This window comes from Glutamicibacter sp. NPDC087661 (assembly GCF_044743275.1).
Taxonomy (GTDB): Bacteria; Actinomycetota; Actinomycetes; order Actinomycetales; family Micrococcaceae; genus Glutamicibacter.
In genome coordinates this window covers 191,082-211,907 of sequence record NZ_JBIUWE010000002.1, presented here as the reverse complement: position 1 = coordinate 211,907, position 20,826 = coordinate 191,082, and the positions used below count along the sequence as shown (strand labels likewise).

The following is a 20,826-nucleotide window of genomic DNA, read 5'->3' as shown; positions in this document are numbered from 1 at the left end:
TTACCTTTGATTAAAGTCATGTTCTTGTCGAATTTTAAACGTGGCTAAAATGTCCCACATTCTAGGCGAGCGCCAACGCGTCTGAATCCTCAGAATCTACCAGAATCCGACCGATGGATGGCTTGGAAACTGTTCATATTCAAGGTCAGGATGAACGGCTATGCGCCCAATCCTCGATTCAGATTTGGGCTCGGTAGACGAATGCTTTCGCGGGGCTAGCCCTGCGGCATCGGACGGTCACCGGCGTGGCCTGGCTGCTCCGAGATGACCTGGATTTCCAGGCCCTTCGAGTCGTACAGCTTGCCATCGATCAGGCGGTCGCCGTCTTCAAGGCCGGCCAGCTGGTACTTGTAGACGGTGCGCAGCGACGTTTCCTTCTTGCCGCAGTTCAGCTCGTTGAAGATGATGTTCAGCAGCACCGCCATGATGGTGGCCGAGGAGATGCTGGACTGGAAGATGGTGCCAACCCAGGCAGGGAATTCGGCGTAGAAGTCGGGCTTGACCATGGGAATGCAGCCGAAGGCCAGCGAGGTCGCGATGATCAGCATGTTCATGTTGTCATCCTTGGCCTTGGCCAAGGTGCGGATGCCTGCGGCCGCTACCGAGCCGAACAGCACCACGCCGGCGCCTCCCAGCACCGGGGAGGGGATGGAGGCGACCACGCGGCCAAGCACTGGCAGCAGGCCGAGGACCACCAGGATGCCGCCACCGGCGGCCACCACGAAGCGGCTCTTCACACCGGTAATGGCCACCAGCCCGACGTTCTGCGCGAAGGCCGACTGGGTGAAGGTGTTGAAGATCGGGGCGACGGTGGAGGAGAGCATGTCGGCGCGAAGGCCGTTGGCGATGCGCCGCGAATCCACCTTGGATCCGGTCACCTCGGCCACGGCGAGCATGTCTGCGGTGGTTTCGGTATAGGTCACCAGGATGACGATCATCATCGAGATGATGGCTCCGATCTCGAAGACCGGGGCGCCGAAGGCGAACGGAGTGGGAACCGCGAAAATGTCGCCGGTGAGCACCTGCGAGAAATCGGCCATGCCCATGAACACTGCCACCAGGGTGCCCAGCGCAATGGACAGCAGGATGGACAGCCGCGAGAGCGCAGGGATGCCGGACTTGGACAGCGCCAGCAGGATCAGCAGGGTAATGGCGGCCAGGGCGATGTTCTTGATCGAGCCATAGGAATCCCCTGCGCCCGCCCCGCCCATGGCCCAGTCGGCGGTGACCGGGAAGAGCGAGACGCCGATAATCGTGATCACCACGCCGGTGACCACCGGCGGGAAGAAGCGCAGCAGCTTGGCGAAGAACGGGGCAATGACGATGCCTATGGCGCCCGAGGCGAGCACCGCGCCGAAGACTGCCGGCATGCCTCCCCCGCCGTTGAGGATGGCGATCATGGTGGCCACACCGGAGAAGGACGTGCCCTGGACCAGCGGCAGCTGGGCGCCGAAGAATGGCACGCCCAGGGTTTGCAGGATGGTGGCCAGGCCGCCGATGAACAGGCAGCTGGCGACGAGCACGCCCATTTCGGCCGTGTCCATTCCCGCAGCCCCGCCCATCACCAGCGGCGGAGCGATGATGCCGCCGTACATGGTCAGCACATGCTGGAAACCGTAGGCCACGGTTTTCGGCGCAGGCAGGCGTTCGTCTTCGGGTCTGATGCTCTCAGCGGATTGGCTGCGGGCAGCACTCATGGGGAATTTCCTCTTCGGTGGACTGCGGATTGGCGCACCCCATGCGTTCGGGATGCGCCCCGCCGTCAATTCTCCCGCACAAGCCCGCCAGGTTGACAGCTGGTGAAGCGCAAATGGCTGCGAGGTGCATTACGTCAAGCGCTTAGCACTGCTCCACGTCAGCTATCCAGCGTGCGTCCAGGCTGCTGGGTGTGCTCGACGAAACGCACCATCATCGCCTTGAAACCCGGGGTGTTGGACTCGCGGGCCACCAGATCGCGGTGCACCAGCGCGTTGGCCTCCGGGTAGTAGGCCGCCACGCAGCCCTTGGCCGTCGGATAGGACACCAGGCGGAAGCGGTTCGCGCGGCGCTCGGAGCCGGCGAAGGTGGAAATCACGTCCACCAGGTCCCGGTCGCTGTACCCGGTCTCGGCCAGGTCCTCCGGGTTGATCAGGATGACGCGGCGGCCGTCCTTGATCCCGCGGTAGCGGTCATCCAGCCCGTAGAAGGTGGTGTTGTACTGGTCGTGGCTGCGCATGGTCTGCAGGATCAGGTGGCCCTCGGGAGCCTCCAGCGCTTCGAAGTCCGAGACGGTGAAGCGGCCCTTGCCGATGTCCGTGGCAAAGGAGCGGGTATCGCGCGGCGGGTTGGGCAGCACGAAGCCGTTCTTCTCCCGCACCCGGGTGTTGAAGTCCTCGAAGCCGGGCAGCACCTTCTCGATGTGGTCGCGGATCACGTCGTAGTCCTCGGCCATGGCACGCCAGTTGACCGGGTGCCCATCGCCCAGGATGGCCTGGGCCATGCGGGCAACGATGACCGGCTCGGCCAGCAGGTGCTCGGAGACCGGGGTGAGCCGGCCGCGGGTGGACTTGATCACCGACATGGAGTCCTCCACCGAAAGGAACTGCGCACCGGTGGGGTGCTTGTCGTCCTTGTCGGTGCGGCCCAGGGTCGGCAGGATCAGCGAGGTCTTGCCGTGCACCACATGCGAGCGGTTGGGCTTGGTGGAGATGTGCACGGTCAGCTTGGCACGCTGCATGCCCGCCTCCAGCGCTTCGGTGTCCGAGTTGGCCAGGGCGAAGTTGCCGCCCATGGAGACGAACACGTCCACTTCGTCCTTCTCGAAGGCATGCAGGGCCTCGGTGGAATCGTAGCCGTGGGCGCGCGGGGATTCGATGCCGAATTCGGCGTCCAGCGCTTCGAGCAGCTGCTCGCCGGGCTTCTCCCAGATGCCCATGGTGCGATCGCCCTGCACATTGGAGTGCCCGCGCACCGGGCAGGCGCCAGCACCTGGCTTGCCGAAGTTGCCCTGCAAAAGCAGCAGGTTGATGATTTCCTTCAGCGTCGGCACCGAGTGCGGCTGCTGGGTCAGGCCCAGCGCCCAGCAGATGATGGTGGCCGTGGACTTGGCCAGCAGCATCGCGATCTCGGTGATCTGGGTGCGGGTCAGTCCGGTGGCCTCCTCGGTAGCTTCCCAGTCCAAGGTGGCGCGCGCGGCCTGGTAGGCCTCGAACCCGTCGGTGACCGCGGCGATGAACTCGTGGTCCACCACGGTGCCCGGATGCTTCTTCTCTTCTTCGAGCAGCAGGTGGCCGAAGGCCTGGAACAGGGCCAGGTCGCCGCCGACCTTGATCTGCAGGAAGTCGCTGGAAATCGGGTCGGCCTTGCCCAGCATGCCGCCCACGGTCTGCGGGTCCTTGAACCCGAAGAAGCCTGCCTCCGGCAGCGGGTTCACGGCAACGATGCGGGCGCCACGCTTGCGCGCATCGGCCAGCGCGGAGAGCATGCGTGGATGGTTGGTGCCGGGGTTCTGGCCCACCACGAAGATCAGGTCCGCATGATCGAAGTCTTCCAATGACACGGTGCCCTTGCCGATGCCGATGGTCGGGTTCAGTGCGCTGCCCGAGGATTCGTGGCACATGTTCGAGCAGTCGGGCAGGTTGTTGGTGCCCAGCGAGCGGGCGAGCAGCTGGTACATGAACGCGGTCTCGTTCGCGGTGCGCCCGGAGGTGTAGAACACGCACTTGTCCGGGGTGGTCGCGTTCACGTGCTCGGCGATGGTCGAGAAGGCCTGCGCCCAACTGATCGGGGAGTAGTGGGTCTCCCCCTCGCGAATGATCATCGGAGCGGTGATCCGGCCCTGCGAGCCCAGCCAGTATTCGGTCTTGTCGCGCAGGTCCTCGATGGAGTGCTGCGCAAACCACTCCGGGGTGACGGTGCGGGCGCTGGCTTCCTCGGCGATGGCCTTGGCGCCGTTCTCGCAGAACTCGGCGGGCTTGCGCTTGCCGGTGATGGATTCAGGCCACGCGCAGCCCGGGCAGTCGAAGCCGTCGTGCTGGTTGACGCGCAGCATCGAACGCAGGGTACGCGACGGGCCGGCTTCGGCGAAGCCGCGCTCCATGGATACCATCACGGCCTTCAAGCCGGCGGCGGCGTGCTTGGGTTCGCTGACCTTCAGTTCATCTTCGTTGATGTCCTTTTTGGGTGCCGAACGATGCATGAGACCCTCCTATTGGTAGCGCGGCCGGTACTGATATCCAGCTCACATATTACAAGGCTACGCCCTGATCACCCGATCCGCATGTGTATAAATGTTCACGCTGTGCCTGCGGGAAAAAGCGGCCAGCGTCAGACCCGATTCCTCGGCCAGGTCAGCGGCCAGCGACGAGGGCGCACTGACCGCTGCGAGCACCGGAATTCCAGCCATCGCGGCCTTCTGCACCAGCTCGAAGGAGGCGCGTCCGGAGACCTGCAGGACGGTGTCGCCCAGCGGCAGCAACCCGTCGCGCAGGGCCGCTCCGATGACCTTGTCCACCGCATTATGACGCCCGACGTCTTCGCGCAGGATCAGCAATTCCCCGGCGGTGGAGAACAATCCGGCCGCGTGCACTCCCCCGGTAGCGGAGAACAGCTGCTGCGATTCGCGCAAGGTGTCAGGCAGGCCCAGCAGCGTTTCCAGCCCAACCCGCCCCGACTCAGGGGAGGGTGCGAAGGCGGCTTTCTTGCGCACTTCGTCAATGGAGTTGGTGCCGCAGATCCCGCAGGCTGAACTGGTGACCACATTGCGGGCAGCCAGGAGATCAGGATGCTTCGCCCCCGCGCCCAGCTGCACCTCGATGACGTTATAGGTCTGGTTGCCTGCTTCATCGGTGCCGGCGCAGTAGCGCAGGGAGGCCAGATGCTCGGGCGCGGAAATGATTCCCTCGCCCACCAGGAATCCGGTGACCATGTCGAAGTCGTCGCCTGGGGTGCGCATGGAGGTGGTGTAGGAGGTATGGCCGAAGCGGATCTCCAGCGGCTCCTCGCCAGCCAGCTTCTCCTCGCGGATGCGGGAGCCCTCCAGCGTTGCCCTGACCACGCGGCGGCGCACGATCTTGCGACCCATTTAAACGCTCCTTGTGCTACATCTTGCGGCTTCCGCCGCTTGCCGCATACTGCTAGAGGACACTCTACGTTTACAGACCCCGGCTCGGCCAACCCCCATGCTGGATTGAGGCAAATCCAAGGCTCCACCGGGGCCGCAATTCGCTGGGCCCAACTATTTCGCGGTGCTGCCTAGCCTGCTTCGTTGCCGTCTCCACTCGGCGCTGCAGCTTCCAGCAAAGGTGCCTGCAGGCGCGTGTCGCAGCGCAGCTCCCTCATAAGCGACATCCCCAGCAGCGTCACAATCACCGTGAACGGCACCGCCGAGAGGATGGCTGCCTGTTGCAGGGCCTCGAGCCCGCCCACCAGCAGCAACACGATCGCGCAGACGCCGGTGAGAAGTCCCCAGACCACTAGGACCGGCCTCTTGGGGTACATATTTCCGCCGGAGGTCAGCGTGCCCAGAACATAGGTATTGGAATCCGCGCCGGTAATGAAGAACAGCACCACGAGAATTACTGTGAATGCCGAGGTCACTTCCGGTATCGGCAGTTCGGCCAGCATCGCGAAGAAGGTGCTGTTGGTGTCTTCCAACGTTGCCTGGCCGATCCCAGAGCTGCCGGTCATCTCCTGGTGGATCGAGGTGCCACCGAAAATGCTGAACCAGATGCTGAAGACCAGAGACGGGACACCCATCACCGCAATAACGAATTCGCGAATGGTCCGGCCCTTGGAAATCCGCGCCAGGAAGATGCCGACGAAGGCGCCCCAGCTCAACCACCAGGCCATCATGAAGTACGTCCACCATTGCATCCACTGCAAGTCTTCGGCTCCAGAGGGAGTCAGCAGCGCCACGGCCGGGAACTCGCCCAGGAACTGCCCCATGGAACGGAAATAGATGTTGGAAATAAATCCGGTGGGACCGGAAACCAGGACGAAAACCCCGATGGCGGCGGCACCGATCATGGTGCCCTGGCTGAGCCATTTGATGCCCTTGCCAACGCCGGAAAGCGCCGAGAGAGTGAATACGATGGTAACGCCTGCAATGATCACGATCTTGACGAACAGATCCGTGGGAATCCCGAACAGGCTGTTCAGCCCCTCGGCGATTTGCGAAGCGCCCAAGCCCAGGGAAGTGGTCGTGCCGAAGAGGGTGGCCAGCACGGTGAACACGTCAATGGTCTTCCCGAGCCATCCGTCCATGGATTTTCCAAGAACTGGCCTGAGCATCACCGAGACGAGTCCCGAGTTGCCCCGGCGGTGCGTCGAGTAGGCAATGGCCAGGCCGAACACGCCGAACAAGGCCCAGGCGTTCGGACCCCAGTCGAAGTACGAGAACTGCAAGGCCAGCACTGCCGCATCCATGCTTTCCGGCTCCGCCCGTCCGTGCGGAGGGACCATGAAGTGGCTCATGGGTTCGGCCGCGCCATAGCTGATCAACCCGATGCCCATCACGGCACCGAGAATCATCGCGATCCAGGCCCATGTGGAGAACTCGGGCCGGTCCGCGTCCTTGCCCAGCCTGATGCCTCCGTAGCGCGAAAAGGCCAGGAACAGCATCAGCACGATGCAGCCGAGAGTCACCAACAGGTAGCTCCAGCCAATGTACTGCGCTGACCAGGTGGATGCCCCGGACATCAGTTCATTGAGCCGGCCCGGTGCAATAGCCGCCCAGAGCACGAACACCACGACCAGCGCCAGCGAAACGAAAAGGACACTGCCCGGACGCTGGAGTTGCTTGTAGACCTGTTTCGATTCGTTCTTGTCCGCGGCCCGGCGCAATTTGCCGCCGGTGAGCGTGGGCCCTCCGCGTGGCCCCTTGCCCTGCTTTTCGTTGGTTTCGGTTTTCATGGCTCTCACACTTCGTTGTATTGGAGGAATCTGCCGACGCCGGGCTATAGCGCGGTCAGTTCGGCGCCGTCGTAGAACCGGCCGGCCTTGTAGACCATCGGCTCAAGCTGGGCGACTTCGGAATGCTTTACCTTGGCGATGAACACGGTATGGGTCTTGGCTTGGAAGCGCTCCTTGATTTCTGCTTCGATGGAAGCGGCCGAGCCATCGATCAGCGGGCTGCCGTTCGGCCCCTGATGCCATTCGAGCTCGGCGAACTTGTCATCACCCTTGGAAGCGAAGGTGCCCACGGTGTCGCGCTGCCCGTTGCTCATGATGTTGATGCCCAGATGGGTGGACTTGAACAGCGATGCATAGGTGCTGGTGGTCTTCTGCACGCACACCAGCACCAGAGGCGGCTCGAGCGAAACTGACACATATGAATTTGCGGCTAGCCCGCGAGGCTTGCCATGTTCATCCATGGTGGTCACGACAGTCACGCCGGTAATGAATTGGCGGTTGAACCCCTTGAGCGCATCGAGATTCGGCACGCCGCTCAAATCGTCCACTACCACGCCATCATCCGTGGACTCGAAGGCGGACTTGAGCGATGGGACCCCCACGTCTTCGAGCAGCTCGCTCTGGTCCCAAGTCACCTGCTCCGAGATGATTTTCCCGTCCTGGACTTCCATCAGGTTGGAACCGCGGGTTTCCACGGTGTTGCCCGTGGCCGGCACACCCTGCAGATCGTTGGTGAACGTTCCGGTGGTGTGCCAGAAAATCGCGATGGACTGCTCCTGCTCATCCACGAGCAGATGGTCGATTTTTGTCACCAGATCAGGGAAGGCCTCCCGCACGGACAAAATCTCTTGCTTCAGCTCTCGGATGGTGGTGACGTTTTTGGATTTCTTGCTGATTCGCCGGAAGTCCGCGTGGAAGATCTCGTCCAGTGCATCGACTTGGCCCCGATCCCATGCCGCTTCCCAGGCGTTGACGAGTGATTCTTTGACAGGCTGGAGTGAATTTACAATTTGTTGCATGCAAGAAATGCTAGCAAAGGTTGTGACGGAGTCAACATGTTTCAGGAAATTCTCTTAAATTTAGCGGATTCAAGGCGATTCCTTGAATTTCTGTTGCATACAAGAGAATCTATGGATAGAGTTCTTGTATGCAAGAGAGTTCAAGCGTGGAATCAAAAACCAGGAGCACCCCGGAGACGCCGTTGCTGGGCCGGCTCCGTCAAATGATCGTCACTGGAGTTGTTCAACCCGGAGACCTATTGGCAGAGACAGCCCTGGCGCAAGACTTCGAGGTCAGCCGTACTCCAATTCGAGAAGCATTGAAGCAGCTGGAGCGCGAGGGCCTAGTTGAGGTGCGTTCGCGGGTTGGAACATTCGTCAGGAAGCCCACCCAGCGCGAAATTCACGAGATGTTTTCCCTGAAGGAGGCCTTCGAGGGACTAGCCGCTGGCCTGCTGGCCAGACGTGGAGCCGTACCTGAATTGGAGCAGCTCAAGGAAAACGTTGCACGCAGCCAACGGGCCGTCGAGCGCGGCGACGCGGAACTCTATTCGCAACTGGTCCATGAATTCCACAGCACGTTGGTTGCCGGGGCTGACAACAGGAAGCTAACCGAGCACTATGACCTGTTGATGAACCAGCTGGCCTACCATCGCATCGTTTCGCAGACCCTGAGCTTGCCCGGGCGCTTGCAGAATTCGAAGGACGAGCACCAGGCAATCATCGACGCCATCAGCTCCAAAGATCCGTTGGCCGCAGAACTTGTGATGCGCAGGCATGTTGCCGCATCAAGCCAGTCGGCGGCCCTGGCCGCAATGAAAGAAGAAGACGAAGAACAACCGGGTTAGCCCCAAAATAGCCATGCAAAGGAATACCAGATGAATTCTCCACTGGCCCAGCCGCCTCAGCTCATTGATTTGAGCACCCGATCAACGCTCGAAGACTACCAGGATTTGGCCCAGGCCATTGGTTTGCGCAAAATCTCGTGCACGGTGGAAGAAGTTCCCCACCACGAATTAGGCAGCATCACCCGCGCGACCGCCACCGCAGTCATCCCCAATCCTTGGCTCGGCACCGGAACGTCGCAAGATTTATCCGAGCGGACCGAGGCCATCGCCCCATTGCTGGCCAAGCTGCTGTCGGATCGCCTGCTCAATGCCCTGGGCGGAGCCGAACAAGTTGAAGCTTTCGGCAAGGCCGCATTGGTTGGCAGCGATGGGGAATTGGAGCATGCCGGAGCGCTGATCCACACCCCGTTCTTCGGCAACCTGCTGCGCGAAGCCCTCGGCGGCACCTCGATCATCTGCTTTGTCGACGGCCGCGGCGTTCCTGGTGAATCCCTGCGAGTACCGATGTGGCATAAGACCGCAGCTGCCACCCGAACCCACTACCAGACCCTGGAGCTGTCCTTGCCCGATGCCCCGCATGCTGGCGAGATCGCGGTCATTGCCGCGGCATCAAGCGGCCCCCGGCCACATGCACGCATCGGCGATCGAACCACCGACCGAACGGTCACTTCCGAAATACTGAAGGGAATACAACTATGAACTACCGCAAACTGGTAACCATCGTCGAGGAAATTGCCACAGAGGGCGGACGCCCGGTGGATCCGGTAGCCCGCGTGGTCATTGTCGCCGCCGTATTCGACAACCCGTGGGCAGGGCAAGGATTCGTCGAGGACTTGAACCCGGGAATCGACTCGGCCGCCTCGGACCTCGGAGCGCTGCTGGCACCGCGGGTCATCGAAGCGCTGGGCGCCCCGCTCCAGGCCTATGGCAAGGCTGCAATCGTCGGCCTTGACGGTGAAGTCGAGCACGGCTCGGCCCTGATCCACACCCTGAAATTCGGCAACCACTTCCGCGACGCAGCCAAGGCCACCACCTTGCTGCCGGCCGTGGAAAAGCGCGGACAGGCCGGAGTGCAGTTCGACATCCCGCTCAAGCATTTCACCGATGCCACGATCCGCTCGCACCACCAGAGCGTCGAGGCCAGGATCGCCGATGCTCCGCATCCTGGCGAAATCCTGATCGCCCTGGCCGGCGCAACCCGTGGCCGGCCGCAGGAACGCCTGGCCCCGCTGTCCACCGAACAGTAGCAGAGCGCATCAGCCGGAACGGAGCGAAGCACGCATGACAAGCACGAAGCAGCCATTGGTTGTCCTCCTGCATGGAGTCGGATTGGACCGGACCATGTGGAAGCCGCTGCGCGAGCAGCTGGCGCACGAATCAGTGGCCCTGGACCTGCCTGGGCACGGGTTGCGCCCGCCCCTGCGCAGCGAGCAGAATCTGGCGAGCTTGGCCGCCGATGTGCTCGAACGCCTTGAAACTCGCGAGCCTGTGCATCTTGTGGGATTCTCGCTCGGTGCCTTGGTTGCCCAGTACCTTGCGCGCTTCGCTCCCGGGCGCGTGCTGACCTTGTCTGCGGTGAACTCCGTATGCCGGCGCACCGCCGAAGAGTCGGCCGCGGTGGAAGAGCGCCTGGCTACCGCCGGCACGAACTTCTCCCAGGGAGTGGACCGCGCCATCGAACGCTGGTTCCCGGCCGCGGCCACCACGGTGGACGCGCAGCTCATCGAGGCTACGCGCCAAACTATGGCGGGCAACGATCTCGAATCCTATCTGCACGCCTACGCGGTTTTCGCCCGCGGTGACCAGGAGATTGCCGGCGAACTCGATGCGATCAAGCAGCCGACACTGGCCATCACCGGCGAGCTGGATCCCGGATCGACCCCGGAAATGTCCCGCCGGCTGGTTGCCGCTGTGCCGCAGGGGCGGCTGCGCATCATCCCCGGAGCACGGCATATGCTTCCGGTCGAGAATCCGCTGGCCTTGGCCGCGGAATTGAACAGTTTTTTCAGCGATAACGAAGGGAAACAGGCATGAGCGAGCGTTACATGCATTTCATCAACGGAGAGCACATCGCTCCCAGCGAAGACCGTTTCTTCACCAGCTCCAACCCGGCAACCCTCGAAGATCTTTACGAGGCCGCGCGCGGCAATGCTGAAGACGTGGATCGCGCAGTCAAGGCCGCCCACAAGGCATTCTCCGCACCCTCGTGGAGCACCCTGAGCGCTACCGCCCGCGGGCATCTGCTGCGCCGCCTGGGCGATCTGATCGGCGAGAACGCCGAGAAGCTGGCCCGCTACGAATCCCTGGACAATGGCAAGCTGCTGCGCGAAATGCGCGGCCAGCTGGCCACCCTGCCCGAGTACCTCTACTACTATGCGGGACTGGCTGACAAGGTGCAGGGCGCCCAGATCCCGAGCATGAACCCGGCGATCTTGAACTACACCCAGCGCGAAGCATTGGGCGTGGTCGGAGCCATTACCCCCTGGAACTCGCCGCTAACGCTGACCACCTCGAAAATCGCCCCGGCGCTGGCTGCTGGCAATACCGTGGTAATCAAGCCGAGCGAGTACACCTCGCGGACCGTGCTGCTGCTGGCAGAGCTGGCAGACCAGGCTGGATTCCCTCCGGGCGTCATCAACGTGGTCACCGGCTTTGGAGCCGAGGCCGGCGCCGCGCTGGTCAGCCACCCGCTGCTGGCCAAGATCTCCTTCACCGGTTCCACTGCCACCGGCTCCTCAATCGCCGCGCAGGCCGCCAGCCGCTTCATCGGCTGCACCCTGGAGCTGGGCGGCAAGAGCCCGAACATCGTCTTCGATGACGCCAACGTCGCCAATGCGGCCATGGGCGTGGTGGCCGGAATCTATGCCGCGGCCGGCCAGACCTGCATCGCCGGCTCCCGCGTCTTCGCCCACAAGTCGGTCTACGACGAGCTGCTGGAACGGGTTACCGAACGTGCCAAGTCCATTGTCATCGGAGACCCGCTCTCCGATGCCACCGAGCTGGGCCCGCTGGCGTTCGCCGACCAATTGGAAAAGGTCGCTTCCTATGTGAAGATCGGCGCAGACGAGGGCGCCAAAGTACTGGCCGGCGGCACCCGTCCCGAAGGCCTGGACCTGCCGGGCTACTATTTCTCCCCCACTGTGCTCACCGACGTCAATAACGACATGCGCGTGGTCCGCGAGGAGATCTTCGGCCCGGTGGCTGCGATCATGCCCTTCGAGCACGAAGACGAGCTGCTGTCCATGGCCAATGACACCGAGTATGGGCTGGCCGCCGGCGTGTGGACGCAGAACCTTGCCCGCGCCCATCGCATGGCCCGGAGGCTGGAGGCCGGCACGATCTGGGTGAACACCTACCGCGCGATGTCCCCGATGTCCCCTCGCCAAGGCTTCAAGAACTCGGGCGTTGGCATCGAGCACGGCCTGGAATCCATGAACGAATACACCCGCCTCAAGAGCGTATGGATCAACACCGACGAGTCCCCCGTCGCAGATCCGTTTGTGATGCGCGGCTAAGGAAAGGGAACCCCATGCCACTGATCGATGTATCCATTGCCAAGGGCCGCAGCCCCCGGCAGCTGCGCGCCCTGATCGACGCCTTGCACCGGGCCGCCGAAGAAACCGTTGATGCGGCCCCCGAGAACATCACAGTCATCGTGCGCGAAGTCGACCATGAACATTGGTCCCGGACCAACCAAACCATCGCCGAACGCAACCGCACCCAGGCAACTGCCTAAGGGCAGCAGAGCAACGAAAGAAGGACAGATATGCGCTTTTCACTGTTCATCCACATGGAACGCTATGACGACTCGATCAGCCACGCACAGCATTTCGAGAACCTCGTCGAACTGACTCAAATGGCCGAAGCCGGTGGCTTCTCCACAGTCTGGATCGGCGAACACCACTCGATGGAATACACCGTCTCCCCGAACCCGATCCCGCAGCTTGCTTACCTCGCGGCTCGGACCTCCACGATCCGGCTCGGAGCCGGCACCATCATCGCACCATTCTGGAACCCGATCCGAGCAGCCGGCGAACTCGCGCTGCTCGATGTCATCAGCAATGGCCGTGCCGAATTAGGCGTGGCACGCGGTGCCTACCAATTCGAATTCGATCGCATGACCGATGGCATGAAGGCCACCGACGGCGGAGCCTCCATGCAGGAGCTCATCCCGGCAGTCAAGAAGCTTTGGGAGGGCGATTACGCCCACGACGGAGAAGTCTGGCAGTTCCCGACGTCCACTTCGGTGCCCAAGCCCGCGCAAAAGCAGATCCCTGTCTGGGTTGCCGCCCGCAGCCCCGAGTCACACGAGTACGCTGTGGCCAACGGGTGCCACGTCATGGTGACCCCGCTGATGAAGGGCGACGAAGAAGTCGAATCATTGGTCCAGAAGTACGAAGCCGCCATTGCCGCCCACCCGGAGGTGCAACAGCGCCCCGACATCATGGTGCTTCGCCACACCTATCTGCACTCCGCCAACGAGCCAGAGGCCTGGCGCCCGGCCGCCGAAGGCATCAACAAGTTCTACCGCACCTTCGATGCGGTCTTCGGCAACAAGGCGGAGCCGGTCAAGGGCTTCATCGATCCCAGCCCGGAGGAGAAGTTCTCCGAACGCGAGGAATTCACCCCTGAGTCCCTGCACCGCACCGCAATGATCGGCACACCGGACGTGGTTGTTGAGCGCCTGCGCCACTACGAAGATCTGGGCGTCAGCGAATACAGCTTCTGGAGCGACAACGCCCTGAGCCACGAGGAAAAGAAACGCTCGCTGAAGTTGTTCATTGACGAAGTTGTGCCGAATTTCGTGAAGTAGGCTGCGAAGAACCAGCCCGAACCGAGGCCGCCGTGCATCCGATTTTTCGGTGCCGGCGGCCTTTGCCATCAGGCTTCAGATTCCTGTTTGCGCGACGGGGCGATGATCGCGAACTCTGCGCCGGTGACGTCGCTGAGCACGGCCATGCGGCCAAAGTAGGAATCATGGGGCTCATGGATGATCGTGCCGCCGAGCTTCTCGGCGAGCGCCACGGTCTGTTCGGCATCCGCCACCGCGAAGTAGGCGCGCCAACCGGCCTTGGAATCCGGATAGCTGGAGATGTCGAAGATTCCGGCCACCGCCTCGGAACCTTGGCCGTAGGTGTGGTAGCGGAATTCGTCCGTGTCCGAGACCGGGGACAGGCACCAGCCCAGTGCTACACGGTAGAAGCGGGCCACCGCCTCGAAGTGCCTGGTGTGCAGCTCGTTCCAGATGCGGGTGCCCGGTGCGCGGCTGGCGGTTGTGTCTGCTGATTGGAATGCCTGGAAGAGTCCAACGCCGGTTCCCGCTGGGTCCCCGATGATGGCCATGGTTCCCTGGCCGGGAATGTCGATGGGCTTGAGGTAGACCTTGCCGCCGTGCATCTTGGTGGCATAGGCGGCGGCGTGCACATCGGTCACATTCAGGTAGGTGGTCCAGGCATCTTGCACCTCGGAATCCGGGTCATTGGCAATGAAGCCGGTGACCATTTCCCCGTTGAGGTAGACCTCGGCATATCCCTCGTCGCGGGTTTCCTCGTCATGGCGGACTTCCCAACCGAAAAGCTGCCCGTAGAACTGCGTGGAGCCTTCCATGTCGCTGGTGAGCAAATCGACCCAGCACGGCTCGGCTCGAGGATCCCTTGGTGCCGGCATCGCTTCCCCATTCCACAATTCATCCAGCTCGTTTGGGCTGAGTCTATGTCCTTTTTATCCAGATCAGCAATGGAAATTTTCCATCGGTCAGGATATTGCGAAACTCAATACCTCGCACTGAACCGCAGTTCCAATATGGTTTAATGTGACACGGCACACAATGCACTGCTGGGCAACCCGAGGAGTTCACCATGAGCGTTTCCACATCCAATCTCACTGTTTCAGTGGCGGCCATCCTCGCAGAAGGGGCTGCCCGCTACGGCGAGCTGAACGCCATCACCGTCGATGGCCGCAGCACCACCTATGAGCAGCTGTGGGAGCAGGCCCGGCAATACGCCGGAGCTCTGCAAGCCCAAGGCATCGAGGCGGGCGACCGGGTGGCCTTGCTCATTCCCAACGTCACGGACTTCGCCCGCGCCTACTACGCGGTTCTGGCCCTGGGCGCCGTAGCGGTACCGGTCCACGCGCTGCTCAAGGCGCGCGAGATCTCCTACATCCTGGAGGATTCCGAAGCCAAGCTGATGATCTGCGCCGCACCCCTGCTCGCAGAAGGAGCAGCGGGGGCCGCCGCTTCCGGGGTGCCGGTGCTCAGCGTGCTGGCTCCGGAGGAATCGGGCGCCATCCGGTTAGAAGACCTGGCCCGGCACGCCGCGCCGATTGGCACCTACCTGCCGCGCCGCCCCGAAGACCTGGCCACGATCCTGTACACCTCGGGCACCACCGGCAAGCCCAAGGGTGCGCTGGGCACGCATCTGGCGTTAATCGAGCAGACCCACACCACATTGCTGAACACCATGGAATTGCGCCGCGGCGACAAGCTCTTCGGCGGGTTGCCGCTGTTCCACACCTTCGGCCAGACCTGCGTGCTCAATACCGGGCTGCGGGTGGGGGCCGAGGTCATGCTGTTACCCAAATTCACCGCCGAAGGGGCCCTGGAACTGTTGTTGGAGGCTGGCATCGACGTCTTCTTCGGGGTGCCCACGATGTATGTGGCCCTGCTCGAAGCGGGCAAGCAGCGCGAAGGGATGCCGGAAAAACTGCGCTACGCCATTTCCGGAGGGGCCTCGCTTCCGGTTTCCATCCTCACCGCCTTCGAGCAGCGCTTCGGCGCGCGGATCCACGAGGGCTACGGGCTGACCGAGACCTCGCCGGTGGCTTGCTTCAACCATGTGGGCGTCGACCCGCGGCCCGGGACCGTGGGCACCCCGGTTTGGGGCGTGGACGTGGAAATCGCCGATCCTGCCTGCCCCGATGAAATCCGGCTGCTGCCGCGCGGGGAGCTGGGCGAGCTGGTGGTGCGCGGGCACAACTTGTTCTCCGGCTACCTGAACCGGCCCGAGGCCACGGCCGAAGCGGTGGTTGATGGCTGGTTCCGCACCGGGGATCTGGGGACCAAGGACGAGGATGGCTACCTGCGCATCCTGGACCGGACCAAGGACATGATCCTGCGCAACGGCTACAACGTGTACCCGCGCGAAATCGAAGAGGTACTGGTTTCCCATCCGGAGATTTCCAATGCCGCCGTGTACGGGGTGCCGCACGAAACCCACGGACAGGAGATTGCCGCATCGGTGACCTTGGAGGCCGGCTCCACGCTGGGCGCGCAGGAGCTGGTGGCGTGGGCCAGCAAGCAGATGGCCGCGTACAAGTATCCGCGGCTGATCGAGATCGTCCAGGAATTCCCGCTGGGTCCCAGCGGGAAGATCCTCAAGCGCGAACTGGTTGCGCAGTTCACTGCCGAGCAGGACTAGCGAACACTACTGGGGCCGTCCACCGTAATCCGGTGTGCGGCGCGAGCAGAACGCGGATCTGCCTTCGGCCAGGTCCGCGTTCGCCCCGTTCTCTTCCCACATCGCTTCCCACCAGCCCTCGGTGGCTTCTCCCTGGCGCACCAAGTTGATGGCCTCATTGGTGCGCGCAATGGAATATGGCGAGTTCGCGGACAGCTTGCCCAGCAGTGCGGCCAGCTCTTCTTCGAGCTGCCCATGGGCAATCACGCGGGTGAACATGCCCCAGCGTTCCGCCTCGGCAATGGAAATCTCCGCGCCGGAAAACAGCAGGTACTTGGCCCGGTGCTCCCCCACGGTACGCACCAGCCGTTCGATGCCCGGCCGCGGGAAAACCAGCCCGATTCTTGCTGGGGTGATCGCGAGTCGCACGTTATCCGAGGCCAACTGGATATCGCAGGCCGAGGCCAGCTGCCAGGCCCCGCCAAAGCAATGGCCTTCCACCACCGCGATGGTGGTTTTCGGGCAGCCCACGATGATCTTGTCGAGCAGGTCGAAATGGTTGATCAGCTCCCCGTCGGCGTCCCGGTCGAAGAGCACCTGGTCCATCTCGTCGATGGCAATTCCAGCGCAGAAGTTCCCTTCCGCGCCGCGAACCACAATGGAACTGACCTCGTCGTCGGTCGAAAGGCCGGCAAAGGCGCCCACCAGCTGCAGGCACATGTCCTTGGTGAGCGCGTTGAGTTGGCCCGGGTTATCCAGCAGCACCACGGCAGTGGACCCGGCTATTTCTACGCTGACCCGTGCTTCATTGTCCTTGCCCATCAGGTTCCTCCCAGTCGCGTGCAAGCCGCAGAAGTTTTAGAGGCAATAGCAATGCCCCCACTTCGCAATCTATCGCGAAATGGGGGCAAGCTGTTGTCCAGGCTGGAAATTATTACTTCCCGGTTCGTTGTACGCGAATTGGAGCTAGGTGGCTGGATACGACCCAGGGCCCGGTACGCTAATACCGGGCCCTGGGCCCTTCCCTTCCGGGCTTAATTTCGCCGCAAGGTAAGAATTCGTTGCAAGACCACGAAGATCAGCAGCAATCCGCCGATCACGATCTTGGTCCACCAGGAACTCAAGGTTCCCTCGAAGGTGATGATGGTTTGGATCAGTCCGAGCACCATCACGCCAACCACCGAGCCGAGAATGAAGCCCATGCCGCCGACAAGCAGGGTTCCACCGATAACCACTGCGGCGATCGCGTCGAGCTCCATGCCCACACCGGTCAGCGCATAGCCCGAGCGCGAGAACATGGCGAAGAGGATTCCGCCCAGCGCCGCACAGGTGCCGGAGATGACGTAGACAACCACCTTGGTGCGTGCCACACGCAATCCCATCAGGGTGGCTGATTGCTCGCCGCCGCCCACCGCGTAAACGGTGCGGCCGAAACGGGTGCGGTGCAGCACCCACCAGGACCCGGCAATCACCAGCACGGCGATGACCACGGCCGCGGTCAACCGCCAGCGCCCCGCAGAAACACCCCAGCTCGACAGGGCGACAAAACCCTCATCGCGGATCGGCACGGATTCCGGGGCGAAGATGAAGCACAGGCCGCGGGCCAAGAACATGCCGGCCAAGGTAGCCACGAAGGGCTGCACCTCGAAGTACTGGATCATCACTCCCATGCCCAGGCCGATGATCGACCCGCTGAGAATCGCGATAGGCAGCACCAGGGACAACGGGATCCCGGCATTGAGCATGGTTGCGGTGATGACCGAGGACAGGGCCAGCACCGCACCGACCGACAGGTCGATGCCGCCGGTGAGAATCACGAACGTCATTCCTGCTGCCAGCACGATCAAGTGGGCATTGTTGATGAACAGGTTGGATAGTACAGCGGGCGAAAGGAAATTCTCGTAGCGCACTCCGCCGATGACGAGCATCAGCCCGAAGACGACCACAGTGCCCAGAACCGGCAGGTAGCGCCGGTCCACATTCAATTTGGATACGGACTTGCGCGGAACACTGAGGATGCTCATGCTCCCACCTCCTGGTAGCGGCGGCGTTCGCGCAAGGAACCGAGCATGGCGCGCAGCCGGGTTGACATCATCAAGGTCACGGCAATGACCACGATGGCTTTGAATAGCGAAGTGACCAGCGGTGAAACGCCCAGAACGGTCACAGCCAGGCTCAGGGTGGTAATGATCAGCACGCCAATCATGGTGCCCGCGAGGTTGAACTTGCCGCCGGCCAGGGACGTGCCGCCGATAACCACGGCGAGAATGGCATCCAGCTCTATGAACAGTCCCGCATTGTTGGCATCAGCGGCCATGGTATTGCCGGCGAAGATCAGTCCGGCCAGGCCCGATAGCAGGCCGCACAACACATAGACGGTGAATACCAGAGTTCTTGATTTCACCCCTGAAAGCCGGCTGGCTTCCGGGTTGATGCCTACCGCTTCGAGCAGCATGCCCAGCGCAGTACGCCGTACCACGAGGGCCACCACCGCAAACACGCCGTAAGCGATGATCGCGGCCACCGGCAGGCCCAGCACATAGCCCGAGGCCAGTTTGCTGAAAGGTGCGCTATTGACCGTGGTGATCTGGCCGTTGGTAATCAGCATGGCCACACCGCGGCCGGCAGTCATCAGGATCAGCGTGGCGACGATCGGCTGGATGCCGAAGTTCGCCACCAGCACGCCGTTGAATGCGCCGAGGATCAGGCACAGCCCCAAGGCCACGATGACGGCGCCGACGGCTGTACCTGCGGATCCCGGATTGGCCGAGCTGGCGATGAATGTCAGCGCCACGGCTCCGGAGATCGCGACGGTGGCACCCACCGACAGGTCGATGCCGCGGGTGGCGATCACCAGAGTCATGCCCACGGCAACCAGCAGCAGCGGCGAGCTATTGCGCAGGATGTCTATGGGGGCACCGAACAGGTGCCCGTCCAGCACGCTGATGCCCAGGATGTCCGGGCGCTTGATGGTGCAGGCTAGCAGCAGCGCGAGCAGCGCAATCGCTGGCCAAAACAGGCGATGCTTGTAAATACGGGTCATTTGTTTTCTTCCCCGGTGGCGATGATTTCGATCAGGCGTGGCACATCCACATCTGGAGTGCTTGGAATTTCGGCAACCTTGGCGTGATCGCGCATCACAACGATGCGATCCGAGAGGCGCAGGACTTCTTCTAGCTCAGCGGAGATGAAGACCACCGACATGCCCTGTTCAGCTAGTTCGGAGACCAGGTTCATGATTTCGGTCTTCGCGCCGATGTCGATTCCGCGGGTGGGCTCATCGAGGAGCAACAGCTTCGGAGCGGTGGCGAGCCAGCGGGCCAGCAGAACTTTCTGCTGATTCCCGCCCGAGAGGTTCTTGAGCAGGGCGTTCGGATTGGCCGGACGGACGCCCAGTGCCTTGATATAGGCGTCCACGATTTGGGTGGCTTTGGTCTTGGGCAGCGGGCGGATCCATCCGCGCGCTGCCTGCAGGCCGAGGATGATGTTCTCGGCCACGGTCAGCTCCCCCACAACCCCTTCACCCTTGCGGTCTTCGGATGTGTAGGCGATTTTGCGGCCCAGGGCCTGCCGGGGAGTTCGCAGCTTCACCGGTTTCCCGCCCAGCTTGATCACCCCGTCATCTGCCTTGTCCGCTCCGTAAAACAGGCGCGCGAGTTCGGTACGGCCTGAGCCCAGCAGGCCGGCCAAGCCGATGACTTCCCCGGGATAGAGGTCCAGATCGAAAGGCTGCACCGCTCCCTTGCGCCCGAGTCCCACTGCCTGCAGCAACGGTTCGGCGTCGGCCGCGCGTTCGGTTGCGGCGGTGCGTTCATTGGCGCCGCCCACTTGGGCATCGGAGGTGCCAGCGATCATCAGCGAGACCAGTTCACGTTGCGGCAGCTGGTCCTTCTCTCGTTCTTCCACCAATTGCCCGTTGCGCAGCACGGTAATGCGGTCGGCAATGGCGTAGATCTGGTCCAGGAAGTGCGACACGAAGAGGATCGCCACACCATCATCACGCAACTTCCGCATGACCTCGAAGAGCTGGGCCACCTCGTCGGTATCCAGGCTCGAGGTCGGTTCATCGAGAATCAGCACCTTGGCGTCGACCACCATGGCGCGGCTGATGGCCACCAGCTGCTGGACGGCCAATGAATGGGACCCCAGCGAGCTGGCCGGGTCTATCTTCAGCCCCATCCGCTCCAGATAGGTTTGGGCCTGGCGCCGCATGGTTCGCCAGTCAAGACCACCGAAACGGCGAGGCTCGCTGCCGAGCATGATGTTTTCGGCCACGGTGAGATTGGTGCAGAGATTCACCTCTTGGTACACCGTAGAGATGCCGCGTTCGCGGGCATCGGCGGGGCCTGTGAAGCGGGTGTCGTTGCCGTTAACCGTGATGGTTCCGGAAGCGATCGGATTCACTCCAGTCAGAGCCTTGATCAGGGTAGACTTTCCAGCGCCGTTCTCCCCCATCAGGGCGTGGACTTCACCGGGAAAAAGCCGGAAGCCAACGTTGTCCAATGCTTTGACCCCGGGGAACTCCACGGAAATTCCAGCCATTTGAACGATGGGCTTCGTTGTAGGGGAATGCTGCACGGTGATTTCCTCAGTCCGTGACATGGGTGTTGAATCAATCATTAACTTGCCTCTGCGAGTTGCTTGTCCTGCCACCTGGTGGTGAACCGGCGGGCCAGCTTGTGGCCCGCCGGT

At 62.4% G+C, this 20,826-nt stretch carries 18 protein-coding genes; 8 read left to right on the top strand and 10 right to left on the bottom strand.

Annotation, left to right across the window (positions count from 1 at the left end):
* Nucleotides 1-215: 215 nt before the first annotated feature.
* From ACIOTN_RS07840 to ACIOTN_RS07820, 5 genes are all read right to left on the bottom strand, one after another.
* A complete protein-coding gene (locus tag ACIOTN_RS07840) occupies nucleotides 216-1,697 on the bottom strand; it encodes a nucleobase:cation symporter-2 family protein (RefSeq protein ID WP_402735079.1) in 1,482 nt (493 codons plus the stop codon).
* A 158-nt stretch (nucleotides 1,698-1,855) separates the two neighbouring features.
* Nucleotides 1,856-4,177, bottom strand: a complete 2,322-nt coding sequence (locus tag ACIOTN_RS07835) for an FdhF/YdeP family oxidoreductase (protein WP_402735078.1) — start codon at nucleotides 4,175-4,177, stop codon at nucleotides 1,856-1,858.
* Between the two features lie 57 nt (nucleotides 4,178-4,234).
* Nucleotides 4,235-5,062 (bottom strand): formate dehydrogenase accessory sulfurtransferase FdhD, encoded by an 828-nt coding sequence (fdhD, locus tag ACIOTN_RS07830; RefSeq protein WP_133834115.1) that lies wholly within the window; start codon nucleotides 5,060-5,062, stop codon nucleotides 4,235-4,237.
* Between the two features lie 170 nt (nucleotides 5,063-5,232).
* On the bottom strand, nucleotides 5,233-6,891 hold the full coding sequence (locus ACIOTN_RS07825; protein WP_105656186.1) for a BCCT family transporter: 1,659 nt from the start codon (nucleotides 6,889-6,891) through the stop codon (nucleotides 5,233-5,235).
* Nucleotides 6,892-6,935: 44 nt separating this feature from the next.
* A complete protein-coding gene (locus tag ACIOTN_RS07820) occupies nucleotides 6,936-7,910 on the bottom strand; it encodes a flavin reductase (protein ID WP_105656185.1) in 975 nt (324 codons plus the stop codon).
* 128 nt (nucleotides 7,911-8,038) lie between these two features.
* Between ACIOTN_RS07820 and ACIOTN_RS07815 the strand changes: the two genes are divergently transcribed.
* The 7 genes from ACIOTN_RS07815 to ACIOTN_RS07785 are packed head-to-tail and all read left to right on the top strand — an operon-like array spanning nucleotide 8,039 to nucleotide 13,550.
* Nucleotides 8,039-8,737, top strand: a complete 699-nt coding sequence (locus tag ACIOTN_RS07815; RefSeq protein ID WP_105656184.1) for a GntR family transcriptional regulator — start codon at nucleotides 8,039-8,041, stop codon at nucleotides 8,735-8,737.
* A 30-nt stretch (nucleotides 8,738-8,767) separates the two neighbouring features.
* Nucleotides 8,768-9,436 (top strand): amino acid synthesis family protein, encoded by a 669-nt coding sequence (locus ACIOTN_RS07810; RefSeq protein ID WP_105656183.1) that lies wholly within the window; start codon nucleotides 8,768-8,770, stop codon nucleotides 9,434-9,436.
* Entirely contained in the window at nucleotides 9,433-9,984 is a 552-nt protein-coding gene (locus tag ACIOTN_RS07805; RefSeq protein ID WP_105656182.1) for an amino acid synthesis family protein, read from the top strand. Before ACIOTN_RS07810 ends, ACIOTN_RS07805 begins: the two co-directional genes overlap by 4 nt.
* Before the next feature lie 34 nt (nucleotides 9,985-10,018).
* The gene (locus ACIOTN_RS07800) at nucleotides 10,019-10,771 is read left to right on the top strand and encodes an alpha/beta fold hydrolase (protein WP_402735077.1); all 753 of its coding nucleotides are present in this window, start codon (nucleotides 10,019-10,021) and stop codon (nucleotides 10,769-10,771) included.
* Nucleotides 10,768-12,252, top strand: coding sequence for an aldehyde dehydrogenase (locus ACIOTN_RS07795; RefSeq protein WP_402735076.1), 1,485 nt, complete (start codon nucleotides 10,768-10,770; stop codon nucleotides 12,250-12,252). Before ACIOTN_RS07800 ends, ACIOTN_RS07795 begins: the two co-directional genes overlap by 4 nt.
* A 14-nt stretch (nucleotides 12,253-12,266) precedes the next feature.
* The gene (locus tag ACIOTN_RS07790) at nucleotides 12,267-12,473 is read left to right on the top strand and encodes a tautomerase family protein (protein WP_286134045.1); all 207 of its coding nucleotides are present in this window, start codon (nucleotides 12,267-12,269) and stop codon (nucleotides 12,471-12,473) included.
* A 30-nt stretch (nucleotides 12,474-12,503) separates the two neighbouring features.
* On the top strand, nucleotides 12,504-13,550 hold the full coding sequence (locus ACIOTN_RS07785) for an LLM class flavin-dependent oxidoreductase (protein WP_402735075.1): 1,047 nt from the start codon (nucleotides 12,504-12,506) through the stop codon (nucleotides 13,548-13,550).
* Nucleotides 13,551-13,618: 68 nt separating this feature from the next.
* Here ACIOTN_RS07785 and ACIOTN_RS07780 read toward each other — a convergent pair whose 3' ends face one another.
* Nucleotides 13,619-14,404 carry a VOC family protein gene (locus ACIOTN_RS07780; protein WP_402735074.1) on the bottom strand — a complete coding sequence of 262 codons (786 nt, stop codon included), beginning with the start codon at nucleotides 14,402-14,404 and terminating at the stop codon, nucleotides 13,619-13,621.
* A 191-nt stretch (nucleotides 14,405-14,595) separates the two neighbouring features.
* Here ACIOTN_RS07780 and ACIOTN_RS07775 point away from each other — a divergent pair, with 191 nt between their 5' ends.
* On the top strand, nucleotides 14,596-16,155 hold the full coding sequence (locus ACIOTN_RS07775) for a long-chain fatty acid--CoA ligase (protein WP_105656176.1): 1,560 nt from the start codon (nucleotides 14,596-14,598) through the stop codon (nucleotides 16,153-16,155).
* Nucleotides 16,156-16,161: 6 nt separating this feature from the next.
* Here ACIOTN_RS07775 and ACIOTN_RS07770 read toward each other — a convergent pair whose 3' ends face one another.
* The 4 genes from ACIOTN_RS07770 to ACIOTN_RS07755 all read right to left on the bottom strand — a co-directional run bounded on the left by ACIOTN_RS07770 (nucleotide 16,162) and on the right by ACIOTN_RS07755 (nucleotide 20,736).
* Nucleotides 16,162-16,956: an enoyl-CoA hydratase/isomerase family protein gene (locus tag ACIOTN_RS07770; RefSeq protein WP_105656175.1), complete on the bottom strand. Its 795-nt coding sequence runs from the start codon at nucleotides 16,954-16,956 to the stop codon at nucleotides 16,162-16,164.
* A gap of 212 nt (nucleotides 16,957-17,168) precedes the next feature.
* Nucleotides 17,169-18,158, bottom strand: coding sequence for a galactofuranose ABC transporter, permease protein YjfF (yjfF, locus tag ACIOTN_RS07765; protein WP_105656174.1), 990 nt, complete (start codon nucleotides 18,156-18,158; stop codon nucleotides 17,169-17,171).
* Nucleotides 18,155-19,177, bottom strand: coding sequence for an ABC transporter permease (locus ACIOTN_RS07760; protein ID WP_105656173.1), 1,023 nt, complete (start codon nucleotides 19,175-19,177; stop codon nucleotides 18,155-18,157). The genes yjfF and ACIOTN_RS07760 overlap by 4 nt, the downstream gene beginning before the upstream one ends.
* Nucleotides 19,174-20,736: a sugar ABC transporter ATP-binding protein gene (locus ACIOTN_RS07755; protein ID WP_105656172.1), complete on the bottom strand. Its 1,563-nt coding sequence runs from the start codon at nucleotides 20,734-20,736 to the stop codon at nucleotides 19,174-19,176. The genes ACIOTN_RS07760 and ACIOTN_RS07755 overlap by 4 nt, the downstream gene beginning before the upstream one ends.
* Between the last annotated feature and the right edge of the window lie 90 nt (nucleotides 20,737-20,826).